19 protein-coding genes and 1 tRNA gene are annotated in these 23,710 nt (G+C 40.1%); 4 read left to right on the top strand and 16 right to left on the bottom strand.

What is annotated here, in order from left to right:
- Positions 1-149: 149 nt before the first annotated feature.
- The 8 genes from ACIQXP_RS04240 to ACIQXP_RS04205 all read right to left on the bottom strand — a co-directional run bounded on the left by ACIQXP_RS04240 (position 150) and on the right by ACIQXP_RS04205 (position 6,725).
- Positions 150-1,361, bottom strand: a complete 1,212-nt coding sequence (locus tag ACIQXP_RS04240) for a DUF3570 domain-containing protein (protein ID WP_387504599.1) — start codon at positions 1,359-1,361, stop codon at positions 150-152.
- A 13-nt stretch (positions 1,362-1,374) separates the two neighbouring features.
- Entirely contained in the window at positions 1,375-1,602 is a 228-nt protein-coding gene (locus tag ACIQXP_RS04235) for a DUF4266 domain-containing protein (protein ID WP_387504598.1), read from the bottom strand.
- Between the two features lie 144 nt (positions 1,603-1,746).
- The gene (locus tag ACIQXP_RS04230; protein WP_387504597.1) at positions 1,747-2,679 is read right to left on the bottom strand and encodes an FAD:protein FMN transferase; all 933 of its coding nucleotides are present in this window, start codon (positions 2,677-2,679) and stop codon (positions 1,747-1,749) included.
- 10 nt (positions 2,680-2,689) lie between these two features.
- Positions 2,690-3,118 (bottom strand): thioredoxin family protein, encoded by a 429-nt coding sequence (locus ACIQXP_RS04225; protein ID WP_293743763.1) that lies wholly within the window; start codon positions 3,116-3,118, stop codon positions 2,690-2,692.
- Between the two features lie 280 nt (positions 3,119-3,398).
- Positions 3,399-4,091: a VIT1/CCC1 transporter family protein gene (locus ACIQXP_RS04220; protein ID WP_293743764.1), complete on the bottom strand. Its 693-nt coding sequence runs from the start codon at positions 4,089-4,091 to the stop codon at positions 3,399-3,401.
- 37 nt (positions 4,092-4,128) lie between these two features.
- On the bottom strand, positions 4,129-4,791 hold the full coding sequence (locus ACIQXP_RS04215; RefSeq protein WP_387504596.1) for a cytochrome b/b6 domain-containing protein: 663 nt from the start codon (positions 4,789-4,791) through the stop codon (positions 4,129-4,131).
- 6 nt (positions 4,792-4,797) lie between these two features.
- Positions 4,798-6,051, bottom strand: coding sequence for a PorY family sensor histidine kinase (gene porY, locus ACIQXP_RS04210; protein ID WP_387504595.1), 1,254 nt, complete (start codon positions 6,049-6,051; stop codon positions 4,798-4,800).
- The gene (locus ACIQXP_RS04205; protein ID WP_090988018.1) at positions 6,048-6,725 is read right to left on the bottom strand and encodes a response regulator transcription factor; all 678 of its coding nucleotides are present in this window, start codon (positions 6,723-6,725) and stop codon (positions 6,048-6,050) included. Before ACIQXP_RS04205 ends, porY begins: the two co-directional genes overlap by 4 nt.
- Before the next feature lie 287 nt (positions 6,726-7,012).
- Between ACIQXP_RS04205 and ACIQXP_RS04200 the strand changes: the two genes are divergently transcribed.
- Positions 7,013-7,879 (top strand): DUF5694 domain-containing protein, encoded by an 867-nt coding sequence (locus ACIQXP_RS04200; RefSeq protein WP_387504593.1) that lies wholly within the window; start codon positions 7,013-7,015, stop codon positions 7,877-7,879.
- Between the two features lie 1,057 nt (positions 7,880-8,936).
- On the opposite strand, the gene ACIQXP_RS04195 is transcribed toward ACIQXP_RS04200, so the two are convergent.
- A complete protein-coding gene (locus ACIQXP_RS04195; protein WP_387504592.1) occupies positions 8,937-9,758 on the bottom strand; it encodes an alpha/beta fold hydrolase in 822 nt (273 codons plus the stop codon).
- An 827-nt stretch (positions 9,759-10,585) separates the two neighbouring features.
- Between ACIQXP_RS04195 and ACIQXP_RS04190 the strand changes: the two genes are divergently transcribed.
- Positions 10,586-11,221 (top strand): hypothetical protein, encoded by a 636-nt coding sequence (locus tag ACIQXP_RS04190; protein WP_387504591.1) that lies wholly within the window; start codon positions 10,586-10,588, stop codon positions 11,219-11,221.
- 119 nt (positions 11,222-11,340) lie between these two features.
- Here ACIQXP_RS04190 and ACIQXP_RS04185 read toward each other — a convergent pair whose 3' ends face one another.
- Positions 11,341-13,083, bottom strand: a complete 1,743-nt coding sequence (locus ACIQXP_RS04185; RefSeq protein ID WP_387504590.1) for a reverse transcriptase domain-containing protein — start codon at positions 13,081-13,083, stop codon at positions 11,341-11,343.
- A 230-nt stretch (positions 13,084-13,313) separates the two neighbouring features.
- Between ACIQXP_RS04185 and ACIQXP_RS04180 the strand changes: the two genes are divergently transcribed.
- Positions 13,314-14,249, top strand: coding sequence for a BT4734/BF3469 family protein (locus ACIQXP_RS04180; RefSeq protein WP_387504589.1), 936 nt, complete (start codon positions 13,314-13,316; stop codon positions 14,247-14,249).
- 260 nt (positions 14,250-14,509) lie between these two features.
- On the opposite strand, the gene ACIQXP_RS04175 is transcribed toward ACIQXP_RS04180, so the two are convergent.
- Positions 14,510-14,593, bottom strand: a tRNA-Leu gene (locus tag ACIQXP_RS04175).
- A 374-nt stretch (positions 14,594-14,967) separates the two neighbouring features.
- On the opposite strand from ACIQXP_RS04175, the gene ACIQXP_RS04170 reads away from it, so the two are divergent.
- On the top strand, positions 14,968-15,606 hold the full coding sequence (locus tag ACIQXP_RS04170; RefSeq protein ID WP_387504588.1) for a DUF6266 family protein: 639 nt from the start codon (positions 14,968-14,970) through the stop codon (positions 15,604-15,606).
- Positions 15,607-15,627: 21 nt separating this feature from the next.
- On the opposite strand, the gene ACIQXP_RS04165 is transcribed toward ACIQXP_RS04170, so the two are convergent.
- The 5 genes from ACIQXP_RS04165 to ACIQXP_RS04145 form a co-directional block, all read right to left on the bottom strand.
- Entirely contained in the window at positions 15,628-16,398 is a 771-nt protein-coding gene (locus ACIQXP_RS04165; protein ID WP_387504587.1) for an MBL fold metallo-hydrolase, read from the bottom strand.
- Between the two features lie 49 nt (positions 16,399-16,447).
- On the bottom strand, positions 16,448-16,720 hold the full coding sequence (locus ACIQXP_RS04160) for a hypothetical protein (RefSeq protein ID WP_387504586.1): 273 nt from the start codon (positions 16,718-16,720) through the stop codon (positions 16,448-16,450).
- Positions 16,721-17,732: 1,012 nt separating this feature from the next.
- Positions 17,733-18,635 (bottom strand): right-handed parallel beta-helix repeat-containing protein, encoded by a 903-nt coding sequence (locus ACIQXP_RS04155; RefSeq protein WP_387504585.1) that lies wholly within the window; start codon positions 18,633-18,635, stop codon positions 17,733-17,735.
- 1,296 nt (positions 18,636-19,931) lie between these two features.
- Positions 19,932-20,582 carry an outer membrane lipoprotein periplasmic chaperone LolA1 gene (gene lolA1, locus ACIQXP_RS04150; RefSeq protein WP_132401030.1) on the bottom strand — a complete coding sequence of 217 codons (651 nt, stop codon included), beginning with the start codon at positions 20,580-20,582 and terminating at the stop codon, positions 19,932-19,934.
- 61 nt (positions 20,583-20,643) lie between these two features.
- The gene (locus ACIQXP_RS04145; protein WP_387504584.1) at positions 20,644-23,235 is read right to left on the bottom strand and encodes an FtsK/SpoIIIE family DNA translocase; all 2,592 of its coding nucleotides are present in this window, start codon (positions 23,233-23,235) and stop codon (positions 20,644-20,646) included.
- Positions 23,236-23,710 lie beyond the last annotated feature (475 nt).

Here is a 23,710-nt window from a genome sequence, read left to right as displayed (position 1 = left end):
ACGACCGTTTGGTAAAACCTAACCAAACAATATTTCAGCTTACTAAAGAATGTAAGTTAATTTTAGTAAAAAGAGTTTGTATAATACCAAACCCTTTTTACCGAATAGAAGAATTAAATACCTGGATAGCCTCTCACTGCGAAAGCATCCTACTTAAATTTAAGGTTTAGTGATAAGATATTGGAAACCAAACTTGTCGATCGCGAATAATGCCCGTATCTCAACTCCAGCATGTTAAGTCTTTGCCAGCCAAAAACACCTTTGGGCGGGGCAAAACGAATACCTGCACCATAAAAGTCGCTTGTTAGTGTAGACAGATCATAATCACTGGTAAAATATTGTTCAGACGGCGCATGCTGTCCGTAAGGTGCAAAATATTTGGTACCCACCTGGTTATTATAACGGTAGAAAGGACTGATCGAAAAGAAAGAATTGATCTTCACCGGAATCTCCAGTTCAGCTGTATGCGCCCTGATGCCCCAGTTATCCATATAGTAACGGTAAAAAGTGCGGATTACAAAATGATCATCCAGGAAATAGTTCATCCTTAAGCCGATGGGAAGTTTATAACGCTTATCGGGTAATGTTTCGGCACGGAGCGAACCATCCGTAAAATAATTACGCTGATATTTAGTCGCCAGCAATCCCTTCTGATAAGATGGCTCCAAAATCAAAGCGGCCTGAAACTTTTGGCTGATAACCTGAGACAAGGAAAAAGATGTACTGAACGAATTTCTTGGTGCGGTATCGTACTGTTCGTGCCCCCTGCCAGTATTGCCCGTTCGTAACTCTATCGGGAGGATTACTGTCCACTGATCCAAAAATGCCTGCAATTTAAAATCAAACTGGGTATTTTTATCTTTTGACAGGCGGGTTAAATTAAAAGCTGCACCCAGCGACTGGTAATCAAATTCCGTTGAGTATGAACCTGTGAAACCGAATGAATTACCGGTCTCCTCGTTGGAATGTGTCCAGTTTAGTGACGGATAAATACGGGTATCTGCAGAAGAAGCGGAAGAAATAGTATTCGGATCAATTTTATCTGAAGAAGCCGAGGTATAATGGTCAACACCAAGCTCAAAAAGAAAAGTATTTTTTTTGCCTCTTTTGTTGAACTTGGACATTTGAAGATCAATCGTGTTCGCAAAATCACTTAGTTTCTCGGTACCAATACCACCGGTTACCGCAGAATTATTGCCATCCTGATGATAATAAGCTGAAACCAGATTAATCTCATCTACTTTTAGCTTTCGAGACTGGTATTTGCTGCTATCTGCTTTTGCTGGTTCCGGTCTGCTTTGTGCATAAGTGCCTAATATACCGAAATACATAAAGAGCACATGGAGATATATTTTTTTCATTTCCGATCATTCATTAATTACAGCCGCAACCTCCACCGCTTTTGCCACCGTTGGCACCAGATGCACCTTCGCGGTAAAGCTGAAAACTCTGTTCAAATTTCTGCACCTTTCGGGCCGATAGGGTCATATCGGCATCGTTAATCTTATTTTTTTGATAAGGCTTTACGCTACTGCAGGCACCGAGCATACTGATTAGTGAAACAGCGCTAACCGTTGCAAGGAAAATTCTGGAAATTTTCATCTATCTATGATTTATTTTATTGACGATAGTTTATGTTTTTTATGGTATCAATGAGCTCGCAAGCTCGGTTTAAAGGTGATGAAGCGATCATGATTTTAAATATTGATTCCCGTTCGGGTTTTGGTAAAACATGATGGTTTCATATTATATCACATTAATATTTTTTGTGGTAAAAACCCGATCATCATCATCAATAACAATACAGGCTACTTGTTTAATCTGGTTAATGAGTTCGAGCCCCACCTTTACCCCCATTACCACAACAGGTGTGGCAAGTGCATCGGCCAGTTCAGCACTCGGGCAAATAATGCTGACACTTTTCACCCCGCTTACCGGAAGTCCGGTTTTAGGATCAATGGTATGCGAGTAACGCTTCCCATTAATGGTCACATATTTTTCATAACTACCCGAAGTTGCAATCGCCATATCACTAATTTTTAGTGCAGAAAACGGCCTGTCGGTTTGTTCAGGATCGGCAATGCCAACTGTCCAAGCGTGGCCCCCTATTTGCGTACCCCATGTTATCAAATCGCCGGCTGCATTTACAATTCCGCTTCTAATACCCAGTTGTTGCAGCACTAATTTTGCCCTATCGGCTGCATAGCCCTTTCCAATACCACCAAAGCCGATCCTCATCCCTTTATTTTTCAACAGTACAGTTGATTGCTTTTTATCGATGATCACATTCCGATAATCAATCAGTCCGACAGATTTGAGCGCAGTTTCTTCATCAGGAAGGCTGGTCATGCCCTGATCAAAGTTCCACAATCTTTTATCTATAGAACCATAGGTAATGTCAAAAGCGCCATCGGTAATTTCAGAGATCCTTATTGAACGCTCGATCAGGTTAATCACTTCTTCGTCAACCTTTACCGGCTTTAAACCCGCGTGCCTGTTTATCAAACTCGTTTGGCTAAGTTCGCTGTAAGTAGTAAGCAGCTGTTCTATCCGCTGCACTTCTTTTATGGCTGCATCTATTGCCTCATTTCCCACCTGCTCATGTTCGGCAATCACCGTAAACTCAAAGCGGTTTCCCATGAGTTTTAGTATCCGGTTTACAGAAACAGGTATAGCCATCTTGTTTAGGTTATTTTTTTAGCTTATCCAACTCAGATACAAATGCTTCAGGACTTTCGTTAGGAAATCCATCCCACGTTTTAAGCACCTTTCCATCTTCGTCAACAAGAAGGGTATATGGAAATTTACCGTCCTTATTGTATACCTCGGCTAAGGCCTCGTTAAGTTTAACCTGCTCTTTTGCCAGCTGGTTTTTCTTCTGCCTTGGAAAATCTGCCCTTACCAAAACCAGGTTCTTATCTGCATATTGCTCAAAACTTTCAGATTCGAGGATTTCTTTGCGCAGGCGGATACATGGACCGCACCAGTCTGAGCCCGAAAAATTAATTAAAATCTGTTTATGCGTGGCTTTAGCCTGCTGTTGTGCTTCCGAAAAGTTCTCCATCCATAATGCAGGAATGGTAAACAGCCCCAATAGGGCAACAAAAAGTAATTTCATTCTTCTTTTATAATTAAATCAGCAATACGATAAGATGATCCAACAGTGGCATGATAGCCAGGCTTTTATGATCAATAAATACAGCTTGAAAAATCTTTGTAAAATTGTTCATATAAAAACTTCTGATTTAAGTATGTCCTCAACTTTCTGTTTTGCGCAATAACAAAATCAGAAGGTTGATCTTTTAACAAAAGTATAAATCAAGTCTGAAGACATTCTGAAGTTCTGAAAGAAAATTGTTAAACATCTGTTAAAAATAAACCTTAAAATGCAAAAAAGCTTATGCAATCCATCTCGCAATCAAAAAGGCGGCACCTGCCGCAATGAGCCCGATAGCGGTAACTTTGAAGGCACCCTTCACTGCTGGCTGGCCGGTTAACCTGCTTTTAAAATAGCCAAATACGAACAAACAAATGGTAGTGAGTAAGGCAGATAACAGCAGTCCATCCTGTGGTTTTGACGTAAAAAAATAAGCTGAGAGGGGCAACATGCCGCCCACACAGTAAGATAAACCTATGGTAAGCGCACTGTTTCTGGCCCTGTTGATATCCGGTTTTTCAAGGCCAAGCTCAAATTTCATCATAAAGTCTACCCATTGGTCTTTGTTTTTACTCAATTGATCCACCAGAAGATCTTGTGCGTGATGATCCAGTCCGTATGCGGCAAAGATTTCTTTAACCTCTTTCTTTTCCATCTCCGGAACTTTTTCAACCTCCAGGTATTCCCGCCTCAGCTCGCTCTCATAATGTTCCTGTTCAGTCTTGCCAGACAGATAGCCGCCCAACCCCATGGCAATACAACCTGCAATGATCTCAGCAATACCGGCCGTAATAATGATCGAATTGCTACTTACTGCAGCACTTAAACCTGCGGCAAGTGCAAATGGTACGGTAAGCCCGTCACTCATCCCGATCACGATGTCGGATATAAATGCGGAACTTTTTAGATGTTCTTCTTTATGTGACTTTCTCATTTTTTAAAAAATAATGTCTGTCATGATGTGATGTTGCTCACCCCCCGTTGATCATATCTGAAACAATTCCTTTTCCATCTTTTCGTTCTGCCAGAAAAATGCCCGCCAAATGAAGAAAAATAAAGGCAAGGATCAGGTACATGCAGAAGCCATGGAATTCCTTGATGCTGTGATTTACATTTCTGGGAATGCCGGTATAATCTTCAAAGGCCAGCAATAAGCCCGTGACCACCATAATCGCTAACAAAACATAAAAAACCAGATAAAGCCCTTTTACTACCAATTCGTGCTTTGCTGCCTCCCGTTCTTTTTTTAAGATAAAATAAGCCAGGTAAGCTTTTTTAATTTTTGGAGAAATTCTCTGGGCAGCAGGCAGAAAAAATTCAGCAATCAACCTGAATAAAAAAAGCGTAGCAAGGGCATAGCCAAAGTAGATGTGGATGCCCCAAACCAGGTCCTCAAGCCCATGTGTTACCGCGCCTGCCTGCTTATCACTTACAGGTGCGCCGGCATTCATTAGCGCTGTTTTGACAAAACTGCGTTGCGCATGATCAAAAAGCGTAGCGTTGATGAGTACCGTAAACAGTGACCCGAAAAGCACAATAACATTTACCCAGTGCCAAAAGCGCAGGCTGGCCGGGTATTTCTTTCCGGTATTGATTTCCCCGATTTCCTGATTGATAGGTTCGATAATAGCCATATTAACTCAATGTTTAAAGGTAATAATAAAAGTATGCATGTCGTGATGATAGGTATAATCCAACAGGAAGTGCTGCCGGTTGCAGATCTGCTTCAGTATGGCAAGCCCCAGGCCTGTACCTTCAGAAGCATGATCTTTATAAAAACGATCAAATATTTTTTCAGGATCGAGCGCCGGATGATGGCTGGTATTGGCAAATACAATTTTCTCCGGGTCTAAACGGATCTCAACCTGGCCTCCATCATAATTATGCCGGATAACATTACTAAATAAATTGTTAATTAATATCTCCAGAAGTTGCTGGTTTGCATAAATGCTTACGTCGGCTAAAACAGATTCCACATGTATGTTCCGGCCATTGATAAGTTCCTGGAAATAAACGTATTTTTCTTCGATAAGCGACTTCAGGTTAATTTTTTCTTTATCCTGGAGCAAATTATTATCAATTTTAACCAACAGCAGCAAAGATTGATTAAGCTTCGTTAGGCGAGAGGTAGCCTTATACAATTCAACAAGGGCTTCTCCGTGCTCTTTCTCCAAAACATTTGACTGGAGCATATTATCAAGCTTGGAATTGATCACCGCCAGGGGTGTCATCATCTCATGCGATGCATTTTCAGTAAACAGCTTGATCTCATTATAGTCTGATTTAACTTTACCCGAAAGCTCCACCAATACTTTATTCAGCTGCCTGAATTCGGCAACAGGCATTTCTACCGGCTGATAGGGCACTTCATGATTAATATTGAATGCCGTAATATTTTTCAGCAGCTGTTCAAATGGCGTCCAGATTTTCTTAAGCAAAATCCGGTTCACCAGCAAAACCAAAGCAAAAAGCAGCATCACGGGGATGAGAATGATTAAGCAGATGTTCTGGATCTGCTCCTGGCGTTCAGCTTTTGAGGCGATCACCAGGATCTGATAGGGCTGGCCCAATAGTTCAAGTTCTGTTTTCAGGTATCTTGCGGTCTCCGTATGATGCTTTACCGGGTTGTAAAAAACGGTATCGGCATAGCTGCTGGAAGGATTGGCTTGTTTTATTTTTTTGTATTGAACAACCAGATCCTCAAATTCGTGCGGCTGGTAAAAATTTCCTTTTGAAGCATATTCTTTTACTTCCATAATCTCTTCTACCAGATCATGATCAATCTGCTGATCCAGGTAATAACCCAGCAACCGGTAAAAAAGAGAGCCAATCAACAGCAACCCGAAAAGGCTGATCGCAATCAATATGATATTATACCTGGTAAACAACTTCATATTTCCATAAATTTATAACCCACACCATATACAGATTGAAAATAATCGCCACTCCCGGCATCCGTTAATTTTTTTCTGATGTTTTTGATATGGGTATAAATGAAATCGAAACTATCTGCCATGTCTGAATCATCACCCCAGATATGTTCTACCGCCGCAGATTTAGAAATTACTTTTCCTTTATTGGCAACAAAATAAAGCAGGAGATCAAACTCTTTTTTGGTCAGGTAAACCAACTTACCTTTCACCAGAACCTCCTTGGCGTCTAAATCAATGCGAATTTCTTTAAACTCGATATGGCGTTCTCCATGCGCACTTTTCCGGCGTACAACAGCAAGTATCCTGGCATTAAGTTCAGAAAGATGGAAAGGCTTGGTCAGGTAATCATCAGCCCCCAAACGCAAACCTTCTATTTTTTGATCAATCGAATTTCTCGCCGAAATGATGATTACGCCCTCTGTCCTGTTCAGTCTTTTTAAATAGTTTAATAATTGAAGTCCTTCTCCATCCGGCAAACCAAGATCAAGCAGAATACAATCATAATCGTATAGCCCCAGGCGCTCAAGCGCCTGGGCATAAGTTGAAGCCATACTGCATTGGTTGCCTTCAGACATCAGGTATTGCACAATACTTTGTTGCAAACCCGGCTCATCTTCAATAATCAGAATCTTCATGATAAACAAATATGGTATAAGATACTGAAGACATGTTGAAGTTTTACATAAAAAACAAAGCTGGTGTAATTTATTTGGAAGATGTTATAAAATCAAGACGCATAAAATACATTAGAGCAAGCGCTGACCGCTGTTAAGTAAAATGGTTTTTCCAGATATCCTTTGCGGCGGTAGTGAGTGGTTATTTAAATTTACACCAAACGCAAAAGGTTTATATCCGGATGATGTATTGATAATGCAACGTTTATAACGCATACCTGTCTTATACACAAATCCATTACAACAATATGAAAAAAACAATTTTTAGCCGGTTGGCAGCCATAATTATTCCATCGCTGATTGGTATTTCATCCGTTTTTGCACAGCACAATCAAAATTTATCTTCAACAAAATCATATTTCCCTCAACAAAGCACAAAAGTGTTATTTGTCGGGACTTTTCATTTTCACTATCCCGGATTAGATGCCCATATAACCGCAAACGGTGATCAAGTGGATGTACTTTCAGCATCCAGGCAAAAAGAACTTACTGATCTGGTAAGCTATATCAAAAAATTCAGGCCTACAAAAATTGCAATTGAGGCTTTTCCTGAATGGAAAGCGGCAGAGAAATTAAAAGCATACAAAAACGGAGCCTACAGGCTGGAGCGGGATGAACGCTACCAGCTTGGTATGCGGCTGGCAACTGAACTGAAGCTGGATACCATTTATTCAATTGATGATAACTCAATGGTTTCTGCATTGAGCAAAATCGATCCGGAGTATTTTAAAGCTTTGTTTAAAGATTATGACTATAAAAGTGAAGACCCTTACTCCAAAATGTATGAGCAATGGTATAAAGCTGAAGACAGTTTACGCGCTAAAACTTCCCTTTTAGCATACTTCAAACATACAAACTCGAAGCGCTATCACCAGCTTGGGCATGGTGCTTACCTTGTGGGTGATTTTAAGTTAGATGATAAAAGAGGTGCAGATGCCCTGGCAATAAACTGGTACAGCCGGAACCTGCGGATTTTTAGAAACCTTCAGGAAATTACCGAAAGTCCAAAAGACCGGATTCTGGTCATATTCGGGAACGGTCATGGTGCTATCCTCCGGCAATTACTGGAGAGCTCGCCGGAATATGAGTTCATCGAATTCGACAGCCTGAAATAGAGCCAATGGATTAACTCCTGAAAAGCCAGGGTTTATACCAGTAGATAAAGGGCTGTGCCGATAATGAAACCAAGCAACAAAATGGTGGCAAAAAATATGGCCAGCAACCTTTCAAATGAATCTAAACTTTCCATGCAAATTAAATAACGTAATGGTTTGTAAAAATCAGATGAAAAATTAAGCCAGCTTAGCTAAGGTCATGCCGAGAATGGCGCTAACGACCAGACAAATGAAAAATACGTCTAAAATAATTGAAAGTAGCCTCTTAAAAGTTTCCATGTCGAAGAAACGGAATCTTAAGCATTTGGTTTTTGAAAATTTTAAAAAAATTACTTCCAATCCCTGTGTGCTGAATTGATGAACAGTTAAATTGTTAAAAAAATAAACGAGGCGCTATAAAATTTGAAATTTCACCTCTAATTTGTCAAGTTGAGCTCAGCCTGTACTGAGCATGTAAAAGTATCAAAACGCCTTTGAAGCATTTAAAAACATTGTTTTTCGAAAAGCTGCTATAGACACAGCCCGTAAAAAAGTCGTCACTGCGAGGAGGAACGACGAAGCAATCTTTCTTGCGAATGCCCCTCTTGCTATAAATATTGCCTGCCTGCAGCAGGCAGACTTCGTCGGCTGAAAAAGCCTTCTTATCATGACGATCTCAAGGAGATTTATTTCTATCAAATCTACTGTCATTTATATTGAGTTTTATTAAATAAATTACCCCTACCATTGAAAGACTCCAATAGAAAAATCGTCATTGCGAGAAACTAAGCAATCTTAATGCGCACGCTAGTAGCGATCGTTGCAAGATTGCTTCCCGGAAAAGTCGGGGCTAGCTGTCGGCTGAAAAAGCCTACTCGCAATGACGATGCCTCTTGGCCTTTCAATTTGCTAAATTAGCTGTCATTGTTATTGATTTTTATCCAATAAATTATCCTTCAGGATTGACAATTTTAACTATGATACAGCCCTTCTCATACCGATCTGCAGGCGTATTTTGAATATTTAAATTGCATGATTTGGAGTGGAAACCATTAATCACACTCCAAAACTTTACTCACTAAGACTGAATAAACGCTAAAATATCTTTATTAATGGTTGGCGCTTCGGTTGTAGGCATACCATGGGGGAAACCAGGATAAGTAATCATCTTTCCATTTTTCAACAGTTTGGCAGATTTTAACGCAGCATTTTGGTAAGGAACAATCTGGTCATCTTCACCATGAAGCACCAGGACCGGAATATCAACAGCTTTCAGATCTTCATTGAAATCAGTTTCAGAAAACGCCTTGATGCCATCATAATGCGCAACAATTCCGCCCATCATGCCCTGCCTCCACCAGTTTCTTTGCACACCTTCTTTTATAACTGCGCCCTCCCGGTTATAGCCGTAGAACGGAATGGTTAAATCGATATAAAACTGTTGCCTGTTGTTCAATGTTTGTTCTCTGATACCATCAAAAACAGACATGGGTACACCATCCGGATTGCTTTCACTCTGAACCATAACCGGTGGAACAGCACTAATCAATACTGCTTTTTTTGCTCTGCCATTGGCGTATTTATGAACATAACGAATCACTTCGCCACCACCCGTAGAATGGCCGATGTGAACCACATCTTTCAAATCCAGAAACTCTACCAGCTCGGCCGCATCGGCCGCATATTGTTCAATCGTATGGCCATAAATATCCTGGCTGGAACGGCCGTGGCCTCTCCTATCGTGCGTAATTACGCGATAGCCTTTCTGTAAAAAGAAAATAACCTGTGCGTCCCAATCATCTGATGATAAAGGCCAGCCGTGGTGGAACATCAAGGTTGGGCCCTGCCCCTGGTCTTTGTAAAAAATCTCTGTTCCGTCTTTTAATTTTAGTGTACTCATGGTTTTTAGTTTTTAGTTGGTGATTTAATGGTTATTATGGTGTTTTTTTATTTTGCTTTACCAAAGGTAGTCTGGCAAAAGGTAATCCGTCTTGACCTATGGTAAAATCATTTGTTTTTTAAAAGAACGGAACCGGATATATGGTGATTTACAGGGATGTTATTGGTATTCCGGAAAAATCGGCCGTCCTGTAGCTTTGTTTTTATATTTTATTTAAGAATAAGAAATATCTACTTTGCTTACATTATAAATGAGATTACCTCACACGTTAGCGGCACATTAATATGTCGTCAAGGTTTTTATAGCTAAGAAATGATGCCATCCGCTATCGTTTTTTCCCATATTCACCAGCTAACAATTAGGGTATTCCCCATTATTAAGGACTAGGATCGATGGGGCAAAATTAGGTAACCTTTACAAAAGGTAAAAAATAACGAATTGATTGCCACTACAAAATTCTTTATCGGTATAGATGTTTCCAAACCACACTTTGATGTTGCACTGATCGCTGTTGTGGATCATCTAAAACGGGAGGTAAATAGCACTTAGAGTTCCTGCAGTGATAAAAAGTCAAACCAGCTATAAAAATAACTAAAATATAGCCGCTGCAACCAGAATAATTAATATTTTCTTTGAGATTTGTGATTTTATTTCTAAATTGCCTATGCGAATTACTAATTAATATCATCATTCACTTAAACACAGGGTTAAAATTCAATTAAATTTCTTTAACAATATTCCTGGTCGAGTGGTAGCCCCACATTTTCAATCTCTCTGTGAAGAGTTATTTGGTAGTTCGCAGCGACCAGGATACTTTATTTACGGTTATGCGAACTACCAAAAGTAAAAAACAAAACATACAGCTCCCTGCTCAGGTTGCAGCTGTAACCAACAACATGAATGTATTACCTGCTATTTGCACGGTAAAGGCTACTCTACATCACATTGATGGGCATGTTTCAGAAATCACGATGACTTTGCCACGTTACAGCGGTTGGGCAGAATTTTTAGAAGATGGGCAAAATGCCGTTAGGGAATATGTGTATCAGCTTACCCGGCATTGGATCAAGATTACCCATTTCTTTATCGAAACCGGAACCCTCAACCCCAGCGGTACCATAGCTTCTTGTTTTTTGCCACGCCGGTTTGATATTCCTTTAGGCAAATTTTATAAACCGATGGTACCCGGCGCCTGGGTATCGGCCAATCAACACCCGCACCATCCAAAGTATCACCAAAAAGGATCAAGCAAAAGTTTATCCGCATTGATGGCTATTGCAAATAGTAGAAATGATGTGGTTTATCATCATGTGGAACCCAATACCATCCTTTGCGGCATTCCGATAGAAAGTCAGTCAGTCTACTTTGAAAAAGGTGATATTCCTATAGAACATTTTCAAAAGAACGGGATCGAGTATGTAGTGATTTATAGTTATGTAGTTGGGAAAGGGAGTTTTGAATGATAGATGGATAGTAAAATAAATTTAAGCCCTTGCGGATGTGAGGGCTTGAATTACTTACTAAGTAAAAGTTGAAGATTCTTTGAAATGTAAATTGATTTTAAAGTTATATTTATAGAGCCTTATTTGACAATATCATGTTCAAGAAAACAATAATAGCTGTAGGGCTTTCCATAGTAGGGCAGTATATCCACATCATCAACATCTTCCGAAACCTTATCAAGTAACATCAACTGTTTCCTGAAACGCTTCAGCTGATTAGCCCTGGTTTTATCCAGTCCCCTGAACTGGTTTCGGGTAGAATGGTTATTGCTAACCGCCCTGAAACCATTTGTCCAGCACATGGTCGGATCTGCAGTCCCGTAATTATGCAATTTTATCCGGCCGGCCGACATAGAAATCAACCTGTGATTAAGTGCAAACTCGAGTGCAGCGAGTGATTTCCGGGAATTCAGATTTAAATCTTCAGGATTCCTGAAGTCAATAGCGTTCAACACCCTATCGGTTTCTTTTTTCTGCTTTTCCTTTTCCTTATCAATCGAGCTTTTTCTTACCCTTATGCAGCCATCATACCGGATCTGATATCCAACAAAGGCAAGCCATGGAATTCCACCGGAGCTAACGGTAGACCATAAATAAGGTTTTTTCGACTTGGTTGCCTTTTCACCCCAATACTCGGTTGAATAACTGACCTCCTGCGGATCATGGATCAACAGCATCTTATGACCGATCGCAATGCTATAGCGGTCGAGTGCTTCTTGGCACCCGGATTTGTCCTTATGCAGGATAACCATGTCATCACAATATCTCACATATACCGAATCCGATCCCGCTTTATACACCTCCATGTCAACTTCATGGAGAAAAAGGTTCGAGATGAAGCAGGAAAGTGCTCCACCCTGTGGTACCCCTAACCTAAGGTTATCTATTCCGCCGGGATAAAACCGGTCGACCAGTGAATCCTTCTCCCATTTGAAAAAGCCATTTTTAATCTGGAACAGATCGAAATAGGACGTTCCATTGAGTGAGTATACATCGAAATTAAATGCATAGGAATTCAGATAAGCATAGAATATACACCTTGACCGCTTATCGACAAAAATGCCTTGGTGTTCAAATTCCAGCACATATCGGTCAAAAATTGATATCAGCAGTTCATGATTTACGCAATCAAAGAATTTTTTGATATCGCATTCAGCAGACCACAATTCTTTTCTGTTTACGGTACGGAACTTTAAGATATGATCGACAGCATCGTGATGGGTCTTTACCTTGGTAAAAAGCCCTGATCTGAACGCATAGGAGCAATCTGGTTCTTGAAAAACAGGATCAAAGAGATCCGTAAAATACTTTGAACAGAGTCCGATGATAATCTTATCCCGGTAACCATACATGGCGATTGGCCTGCATTCCCCTTTTGGAGAACGCTTAATCTTTTCTATGGGGACAATATCAGGCTTATTGAGCACAATATCTTCACTAAAAAGGGCGTCATGCCTAACCTTTTCAACAAAAAATCGAAGGTTCCGGTACCATTTAGGTGCCCTGACTAGCAGCCCCGAGGCTAAAAATGTTTCTGTTTGCTTAACCTTCCTGAGAATTGAAGCCATCGTGACCTCATGAGAAGATTTCAGCTTGCTCCGCTGATACCTGTGTGGCCGTATCCATTTTTTTCTTGGGGGCAGAATGGCAGAAAGATCTGTTGGGCACATGAACCGCTCATTCCCAATAAGATTGGTCTTTTCATGATAACTGATATCACGGATAAGATGGATCTTATGTCTTTTCTTTGCAGTGGCCATACGGAACTTGACCACCATCTTGATGATATTGTCCTCGCTAAAATACTCATCGAAAGATTTCATTAAAGAAAGGGTTGAGAGTAGTGGTTAAAATATACAAATATTCTATCATTAGATAATTGCGGGTTAAACTGAGATCGCAAGTCATTTTTCGGTATCAAATACCTATATTATAGTGCTTGCCCTATAATAGCCAGCTTACATGAGTGACATAAAATACACACTCTCACTACTCCCCTTTCTTAATTCTCTAAGTTATATATATATTTATCATTTTTGTAAAATAATTATAAATGATGAACCTCGGCGATATAATAATATCTAAATACGAAAATACTTTCGCGATGTCCAATACAGAGGTTTCGTTACTAGAGGAACTTGAATTGATCAGGAACGGTAAATATAGCGCTGAGATCCAGAAATGCCGGTCATTTATCGCTCAAGGAAATACCGAAAGCTACAAATTGGCAAAAAGAACACTTCCCGCGATCACCTTTTCGGGTACATTTGATGGTCCCCACAAAAAGGACAAATTAAAAAGGTACAGCGAACTGATAGTAATCGACATCGACCATATCGACGGTGATATTGATTCAGTAAAAAGAACACTGATAGATGATGAGCATGTTATTGCTGTCTGGGTTTCTCCATCCGGAAAGGGACTAAAAGCCCTTCTCGCCATACGAATTGCACCGAGTGAACATAAGGCCGCATTTGACCAGATCCTGGAGTATTTCAAAACAAAACATTACCTAGACATCGATAAGACCGGCAGCGACCTATGCAGACTATGCTATGTTTCCTACGATAGTGCACTGAAGATAAATGATCAATTCCGGGAATTTGAGGTATTGCCGGTTGAACAAACTATATCGTCTAAGAATAGCGCTATTAAAGCCAATCCGATCTTTGAGGACACCAAAGAGCCAAAATTTAACGCGGCATACAATAAGAGGCTTTTTGCAAGGCTGCTCAAATACCTTCAGACCAGAAAGCTATCCATCACTACATCTTATGACGATTGGTATAGAGTCGCCCTTGCTATTGCAAATTCGTTCAATGCTGATCTGGGAAAGCGTTATTTCCTTCAATTATCCGTCTTGGACGAGAATTATGATGAATATAAGTGCTTGGAACTCCTTGATTATTGCTACAGGCATAAACGAGTGGGAGCTATTACATTCCGAACAATTGTCCATATGGCTAAAGCACATGGATTTAAAGAATGATTATCAATACGTTACATATAAAATTCTGTTAAAATTGCTGTAAAACCTTATTGGGCTTTTAATGTCATATTGAACAACAATTTAAAAATAGCGAGCATGATATGCTTTTGAATTTAACTAAATGATAATCAAACAACTGCAATAACTAATAAAACATAATTAAGTCTGTATATGTCTTCCATATATTTATCGGACCGAACTACCCCGCCATTCCCAACTCCTGTAAAAACAAAAGAGTTTGGTAAAACCCAAACTCTTTGTACCCAGAAGCAGATTCGAACTGCCACGCCGTTGCCAGCGCCACCCCCTCAAGATGGTGCGTCTACCAATTTCGCCACCTGGGTATTACTATTTGATCATTCCCGAAGGCGTCTACCATCCCGATATTTATCGGGGTTGCCCACCTGGGTTTGAAGTTTGCAAATATATAAATTAACCCTAGTGCGCTGCAACATTCATAAAATATTTTTTGAACTAAATTAAAGAGATCAAATTTTTGACATCTGAAACTTATTCCCGTATCGGCAAATGGTAAACTTATTCCAGTATAGGACATAGCTAACTTTTTCAACGGACTTTCTCCGCACTTAAGCCGGGCTTTCGTCGGACTTATGACAATTATACCCGTATAAAAACCGATGAAAATCAAAAGTAAATATAACTTATTTGTTTATTAATCAGCCGTTTGCTATTTTGCATTACATAAATTAATACAATCATGGGAAAAATAGAAAACGGAATTAACGGCGGCTTCACCGGGACGGTGGGCGCCGTAACCGGTTATTACCTGAATGGTAAATGGGTGATCAGGAGTAAACGCAGAAAATCGATTAAAAACAAAACCGGTAGTGCTGATCAAAAGGCCTGCAGATCCCGTTTTACCATGATGCAGACCTTCTTAAGCCCTATTGTTGCTTTTATCCGGATTGGTTTTAACCTGGAGTCGAAAAAACGGATGATTACTGCCCATAATGTTGCGAAATCCTATAACATGCTGAATGCCCAAAATGCCGCCGGTGAAATCGACTATGCGGCTGTGCGTTTAACCTTTGGAAACCTCAGCGGTGCGGAGGAGGTTCAGCTGGAACATGACGATGCGGGTGTACACTTCAGCTGGATCGATAATTCAAAAGGCAATCACACCAGAAAATATGATCAGGCAATGCTGATGGTCTATGATGTGGACAACAAAACGGCTATCTTCGAAACAAGCGGCGCCAGGCGATTTAAAGAAAGAGAAAGCCTGGAAATTCCTGCTTTTTATAAAGGAAGAACATTTCACACCTGGATGGCTTTTATTTCAGATGACAGAATGGAAATATCAATGAGTAGCTACTGTGGCAGTTTTGTTTTTTAATAAAACAATTGACCACTAGCTTTATGATTTAACATTCAAAGACAGCCCATCATAAGCCAGCCTGATGTTGGATGGTAAATCTTTTTCTACCTCTGCATGTAAGCCTAAATTATGGCTGATATGCGTTAAATAAGTGGTTTCGGCACCTACCCTTTCGGCAAAGGCAATGGCTTCGCCCAAGGTAAAATGAGAAATATGAGGTTCTTTCTGCAATGCATTTAATACCAATATTTTTGATCCCTTTATTTTTTCAAAACTCTGTGCTGAGATGGTTTTTGCATCGGTAATGTAGGTAAAATCACCGATCCGGTAACCTGTAATGGGCAATAAATGGTGCATCACTTCGAAAGGTGTAATGGTGCTATCGCCAATTTTAAAATCTTCGCCATTGGTTACCGTATGCAGGTTAATCTGCGGCAAGCCATGGTATTTGGTTTCGGCAAAAATGTAGTAAAATTCCCTTTTTAAAGCAGTTTGTACCCTTTCGGTAGCATAAACATCAATTACCTTATGGAGCAGATAATTAAAGGGCCTGATATCATCTAAACCCGCAATATGGTCTTTATGTTCGTGGGTGAATAAAACCGCATCCAGGTCTTTTACCTTCTCGCGCAAAAGCTGATAACGGAAATCCGGTCCACTATCTACTACAATGGTTTTATCAGCCGTTTCCACCAATATAGAAGTCCTTAAACGGTTATCTCTTTTATCAGCAGATCTACAAACCTCACAATTACAAGCAATTACAGGAACGCCTTGTGATGTACCGGTACCTAAAAAAGTAACTTTCATCTGCTTAAACTTTCCTTTCTAAATAAGTAATCCCTGCTTTGTATCTTCATTAAAATAATTCGGTTTGTTGTAAAGATTGATAAAACTGGCGTCGCTTCTCGTCCAGCAGGTTTTCCTCGGCATTGGTCTGTTTTACCAATGTAACTAACGCAGCAATTTTGCCTTCCAGATTGGAGAACTTATTGACTACAACAACCTTATTATGTTCGAGCAGACAGGAACCTGTTTTAAAGTTCCCTTTCTCATAACGCACCTTATAACCCATGGCCAAAAGCAGGGCTTCTAATTTCTCTAAAGTATGGTTTGTTAGTGGCAATGACATTGGAAACAAACTTAGATAAATCTGCGCAGCATTCATAAATACGGGAGGAAAAAAATGTAGGGGTAATGTTCATTTCTAAAACAATTAGAAAATCAGGGCTATGGATCAATCGGTTGCGAAAGTCTTGCATCTGCTTTACTTATGCCCTTTCATTGACAGATTTAAAAAATCGTCGTCATTTCGACTGAAGCGAAGCGAAATGGAGAAATCTTTGAACTATGTTAAAAGATTTTGCTTCGCAGAGCCTTAGGGTTTTCGGCTATGGTCGAGATGATTCATTGTAAGCCTTTGATCCAAATCCTCTGGTTTGGCTAATAAAAACCTGTACGAATATCTTTCGTGAAAAGCTCTTTTTAGTAACAATTTTAGGCGTTTTGCTAGCTTCCTTAAATAAAAGCACTACGCTAACCGAAGAACGCAGTCAATCCGAGGAGCCAGAGAAATCAAAAAAACAGTTGTAGGAAAGAACAAATAGTACTGCCAAACCTAAGCGTAGTGGTTTTTTTTAATAGATATACCATTGTTGACAGAATCCATTAGTGCGGTCGTCATTCTCGCGAATGCGGGAATCTTAAAGCACTTGCATTACGATTCCCATCCGATAGCAATCGGATCAAGTTGGGAATGACGATCCCTATAAGAATCTGTGCTAAAAAAATAATCACTAGTATAAATATTTCCATACGAAAGATAAATATCGGGAACCATTTTCTCTCCTACCTATTTTTACTGAAATACGCTAACACATCCCGAAGAATTTCGATTTTAAGTGTTGGCTAAAAACCATTGTTTCTTAACACGACCAAGCCACTTAAACCCGACAGCAGCGGCAGCGCCCGATTTTTCATTGGGCCTATAGCGAATGGCGGGACTGCAACAACCTAAGAATTGCTGCAATTGCTTTTCAAAATAAGGCGATATATACCCTACGCTATACCTAAAAATCTAACTTCAATAAAACAAAAAAGGTTCAGCTGTTTTCCAGCTGAACCTTTTTACGGGGAGAGCAATTTTAGTAAATTCGGTTAAAAAGACCTTTTACATTACCAGAGCCACCGCTGCCTGTGGTAGTAATATGCCCCATGTTTCCGTTACCGTCGTAACCGCTTCCCTTGTTATTGCTGGCGGTACAATTGGTCACAGTATGTGCAACATTTTGGCCTGCGCTGCCCAGCTTAAAGCCATTTCCATCACCGTTTGTACTGTAACCATTATTGGTGGCCGTACAATTATTGATGACAACGGTATAAGGTTGTCCGTACAAATCCCATCCGTCATCAGAATTGTGGTAGGCATTGCAGGAATTAAACTGGTTACCAGCGCCTGCAGATAACTTACAGGCATAACCATCAGCGTTTTCACCTCCGTTGGCTACGTCATAATTGTCGTACGAAGTGGAATTATTGATGCTGTTGTGGTGGCCCCCGTTGTAGATCTGTAACCCGGAATCCTTATTTCCATGTGTAATAACCTTATTCACGTAGTTGTAACCGCCTGTCTGGAAAACGATCCCGCAGTCTGGTGCATTTCTAATGGTCATATTGGTGATATTCCAATAGCTTCCATTTACTTTTACCCCCCAGTTGGCACCAGAAATACCTGAACAATCCAGTATACCACCGGTAAAATTGATTTTAGAACTTGATGTACCACTTTTAAGCAACTGAAGGGTGCTGGTTAAGTAAATGGTACCGCTTACCGTAATCACGTCACCCGGCTGCGCATTTGCTATGGCCGTTTTTAAAGCAGCTTCTGTGCTTACTGTAGCACTTACTGCCGCTGTAGCAAGTTCCATTTTGTTTGGCTGTACGGAAGACTGACCATCTGCAAGATCAGCCGCTGTTGTATTGTCTTTCTTGCATCCGAACAATGCAATAGCCATCCCGAGTAGGAGAATACCTGATTTTTTTTTCATGTCTGTAGAATTATATTTGGTTAATACTGAGCATGAAATTAACAACTAAAATACAATTATGTATGATAAATCATATATATCTATGCAATCGTTCCCGTAATTAAATAAGGAATAAAAAATACAGCGTAAAATTCATGCTTGTAAGTAGTACTCATAAATCGTAAAAATCCGAAGGTAATTATTTCAGGGTCTTAGCAGCAGGAAAGATGAGGCTATACCAAAATAACAGATTTAGAGCTGGCAAAAGAATTAAATTTGGCAATGTCGCCATGCTCAGCTTGACTGGGCATCTTAATGATTTGGTAAGGAATTACTTATTTGCCGTTCTATCGTATTGAGATTAGCTTCGCTGAGCACTCCGTGGTTCCCATTTTAAGCTACCGTGTGAACACAATTAATTATGATATTTTTCTTCCGCTCTATGCCGCGGTGGCATGGCAGTTTTTCACAGTTAATATTGTTTTTAGTGGTGTTCAAGAATGCTGCGCATTTTGACGCGCCAAAGTACCCAAAGCGCTTTGTCAATCCAGCAATGAGCCTTTTGCACAATCTCATACGCATCAAAAAAACAGCGGCACTTCGTTTAATCAGTTGTGTTTGCGTCCTTTTTGGTCTGATTGAGCCCTGCGGGGTTTGTGTTCAATTCTTTCAAAAGCTTCGAATCATTTCTGATGAACACAAAACCACTGCGTTTCAGGTTTGTAAGTGCTAATTTGCCTGAACTGCAACTGTTTTTTTGATTTCTCCGGCTCTTGGGATTGACAGCGTCCTTCGGTAAAACCTGTGTGGTTATTAAAGCGAGCTAACATAATGCCGAAACTACGTTCAAAAAAGATCTCTCCCCGCCTGTACGGGCAGGCGCTACGGAGATGACGATTTCTTACTAAATAATCACTGATCTAAATTTGCCAACACGAAAGATAAACATCGGGAACAAATTTCGCTCTTGCCTATCTTTTTGAAGTGAGCTAACCTCATGCTAAGAATCTCTATTTTATAAATGTTGGCTAGAAAACGTTATATCTTAAAAGAACCAGGCCACTTAAACCCGACAGCAGCGGCAGCGGCCGGTTCTTCATCGGGCCTATAGCGAATGGCGGGACTGCTGCAAACCAAGCACCAATGCGATTGCTTTTAAAAAAAAAGACACCTTACTAACATAATTTAATCAAAGTACATCAATAACTAGCTAATAGATACAAATATCAATTCCAATTGAAGTTCCGTAAACAAAAAAGGTTCAGCTGTTTCCAACTGAACCTTTCAGGTTTCACGCCGCCCGGGCGGCAATAACGATTATCTTAAATCTACCACTTCAACACCAGGATATTTTTTGGCATCAAAAGCGAACGTAGTTTCCGGTACATTTACGTTAGGCGAAAATGTTTTCACATTATAAGTGTATTTGTTTCCGTTTTTATCAAACAACACCACATTTGCAATTTGCTTAGCGGCTTTATCAATACTTAAACGTACTTTAAAAATCGATTTTTTAGCATCTACAGGAGTTAAATCAATCATCTGATAAGTTTTAGCGCCTGCTTTTTGTTCTCCTGTATACACGTATTTAAATCCTTTTTCGTAAACCGTGAAAATCTTGGCTGGATTAATCGCATCACCACTGTTATCTACATTGCTTACCTGTACTTCTTTATCTTTTTTAAGGTAAGTCCACTGGCTTTTACCATCACTAAACAATTCCTGGTTAGTCATGGCTACTTTATACTTGTTAGAATTGGCTTTAACGTACAAAGTACCTTGCTGGGTTTCTTTAACCTTCGCTTTCGGATTATCCAGCGTGAAGGTGAAGTCTGTTTTCACTACATTATACGATTTGTATTTTTTACTCACTTCTGCTAAAATGGCTTTAGCTTTCGCATCAGTTTGAGCATAAGTTGAAGTTGTAAAAGCAACTACAACCATTAATGCCGAAATTAATTTCTTCATCTTTTCTTTTTTAAATTTTTCCTTTGAAACGTTAGAGTAGATTTATTGCTATTGGTTTAATCTAGTCTTTGTCATCCATACTATTCAAGAACTGTTCCAAAGAGTATTCGTCAGGATATAAAACTTCACGTGCTTTACTTCCTTCAAATGGCCCCACAATTCCGGCAGCCTCCAGCTGGTCAATAATACGGCCAGCGCGATTGTAACCTAATTTTAGTTTGCGCTGAATTAACGAGGTTGAGCCCTGCTGATGCATCACGATCAGCCTGGCTGCATCTTCAAAAAACTTATCGCGCTCGTTGGGATCAAAATCAGCTTTGCTTCCCTCTCCTGCTTCATCTATATATTCTGGCAGCTGGTAAGCATCTGCATAACCGCGTTGATTCCCGATATATTCAGATATGCGGTCTACCTCAGGTGTATCAACGAAAGCACACTGTAGCCTGATTAAGTCGCTGCCTGTAGATAAAAGCATATCACCACGCCCAATTAACTGATCGGCACCACCACTATCCAAAATGGTCCGCGAATCGATCTTTGATAATACCCTAAAAGCCAGCCTGGCCGGGAAGTTGGCTTTAATGGTACCGGTAATAATATTTACCGACGGTCTTTGGGTAGCCAGTACCAGGTGGATCCCGATGGCACGGGCCAGTTGGGCCAAACGGGCAATCGGCGCCTCAACTTCCTTACCGGCAGTCATCATTAAATCGGCAAACTCATCTACCACCAACACGATGAAAGGCAAAAAGCGGTGACCAAGATTCGGGTTAAGCTTGCGTTTAACAAACTTATCGTTGTACTCCTTTAAATTCCTCACCTGTGCATCTTTCAACAGGTCATAACGCTGATCCATCTCTATACAAAGCGAATTTAGCGTATTCACTACCTTTTTGGTATCGGTGATGATGGCGTCAGCCTCTCCGGGCAACTTAGCCAGGAAGTGCCTTTCAATCCTATTAAACAGGGTCAACTCTACTTTTTTAGGGTCAACCAGTACGAATTTAAGCTGTGCCGGGTGTTTTTTAAACAGCAGTGAAACCAGAATGGAGTTGATCCCTACCGATTTACCCTGACCGGTTGCCCCTGCCACCAATAAGTGGGGCATTTTAGCTAAATCAGCAATAAAAACCTCATTACTAATGGTTTTACCTAAAGCAATGGGCAAATCCATGGTATTTTGCGCCCATTTTTCGGTATTTAAAATACTGCGCATCGGTACCATTTCAGGATGCTGGTTTGGTACCTCGATACCAATAGTACCTTTGCCCGGCATTGGCGCAATGATCCGGATGCCGAGGGCCGCTAAAGAAAGTGCAATATCATCTTCAAGGTTTTTAATTTTAGAAATCCTCACGCCCGGGGCCGGAATAATTTCGTACAGGGTAACTGTCGGACCAATGGTTGCCTTAATCTTATCAATTTCGATATTATAATGATTAAGCGTTTCTACAATTTTATTTTTATTGGCCTCTAGTTCCTCCGCATTTACCGAAATTTTATTGGTGCCGTAATTTTCCAACAGATCAACTGTAGGGTATTTATAACCCGATAAATCCAGTTTTTCGTCATAATTGCCAAACTGTTCAACCAGGTCTTCCGATTTTTTTTCTTCTTCAGTTTTTTCGATCGTAAAGGCAGGTTCCTTTTCTACTTCAACCGCTGGCTCTACCGTTAAAGGCAATGAAGCGGCCGCAGCAGTAGCCAATGGCAAATTTGTCGCCAATGGAGAGAGCACTACCGGTGCTACCGTTTCCTCTTCCTCTTTTTCTTCAAAACGGCTTGGCTGTAATACAACATTCTGTTGCTTACGTTCGTTACTTACCGGCTTATCACGTACCGGAAATTCAATAGGTGCGGCAGGCTCTTCATAGGTTTTGTTTTTTACCACCTGCTCCCTGATGTCGTTTACATAATCAGGCGTTTCATTATCCAGGTAAACTTCCTTTGCTTTACCCTCCGGAAACTTAAAATCGATATTATAGGCAATGATTAAAATGGTTAATCCGGCAAAAGCGATTAATCCGGCAACACCGGCAGCGCCAATCTGGGCACTTAATAGTTTATTGCTCCAGTAGCCAAATTCACCTTCCAGATAATGTGGCGATTCTGACCAGAAACCATGTGCAAAACCTAAGGTCAATGAAATAAACAACAAAAAGAAAAAGCTATACCCTAATGTTTTAGAGATAGAAAGAATTTTTACCTTGAATAATAAACGGTAGCCGATAATAAAAAAGGCCAGAACGAACAGGAAAGATGCAATCCCAAACCATTCGTAAATAAACTGGTGCGATAACAGCGCGCCGAATTTACCCAGCCAGTTTTGAACCACCGGAATGGAAACACCCGCCTCTTTCAGTTCTTCGGATGTTTTAAAAAGATTGCTCCATCCCCCATTTGCATCAATTACATAACTCTGGTCATCCTGCCAGGTAAACAGATAGGAAGTAAAAGCAATTAAAAAATATAATGATAATATGACGAAAAACAGTCCTATAATTTTAACTGCACGGCCATCTGCCAGATCGAAGCTTGGCAAAAAATCCATTTTTCGCTTTGGCTGCCTGCCCAATGATGATCTGCCGGGTGCACTTTCTGCACCTTTATCCCTGAATGTATTGGCCTTAAACTGGTTACCCCTTACCGACATTTTCTATCCTTAATAATTTATTATTGAACAAACTTAGATAAAACTGCGCAGCATTAACGAAAGCCTGACAAAAAAAATAATCACATCTTGCAACCACCATTTATACACTTTCTGTTACGCTCCTCCGGTTAACAACAATAAATTAACCAGTAGTAGTATCCATTTCTTTTTTATAACATGCCTTAAATTAAATAAAAATTATTCATCAGACATTAAACCTTAAACAGAAATTCCTGTCTATTATTTTAACAACACACAAGTTGTAACGTTTTGTCAAATGAAACGGATTTTGTTTTAGGTTTTATCCCGTTTTGCCTGGAGAGGTGAAACGGATTTTTTTTGCGCTAATCTATTTTTTTCTCCATATTCCATGCTGAGGAATAATTTATGGTATAAAATCAGTATGAGGAACACTAGTCTTTAATGGAAATAAGGCTCTTCGAGAATCGTTGCGAGAAGGCTTTTTCAGCCGACA

This window comes from Pedobacter suwonensis (assembly GCF_044762335.1).
Lineage (GTDB): Bacteria > Bacteroidota > Bacteroidia > Sphingobacteriales > Sphingobacteriaceae > Pedobacter.
Note: the sequence above shows the minus strand (reverse complement) of the source record. Positions and strands in the feature narration are given on the sequence as shown.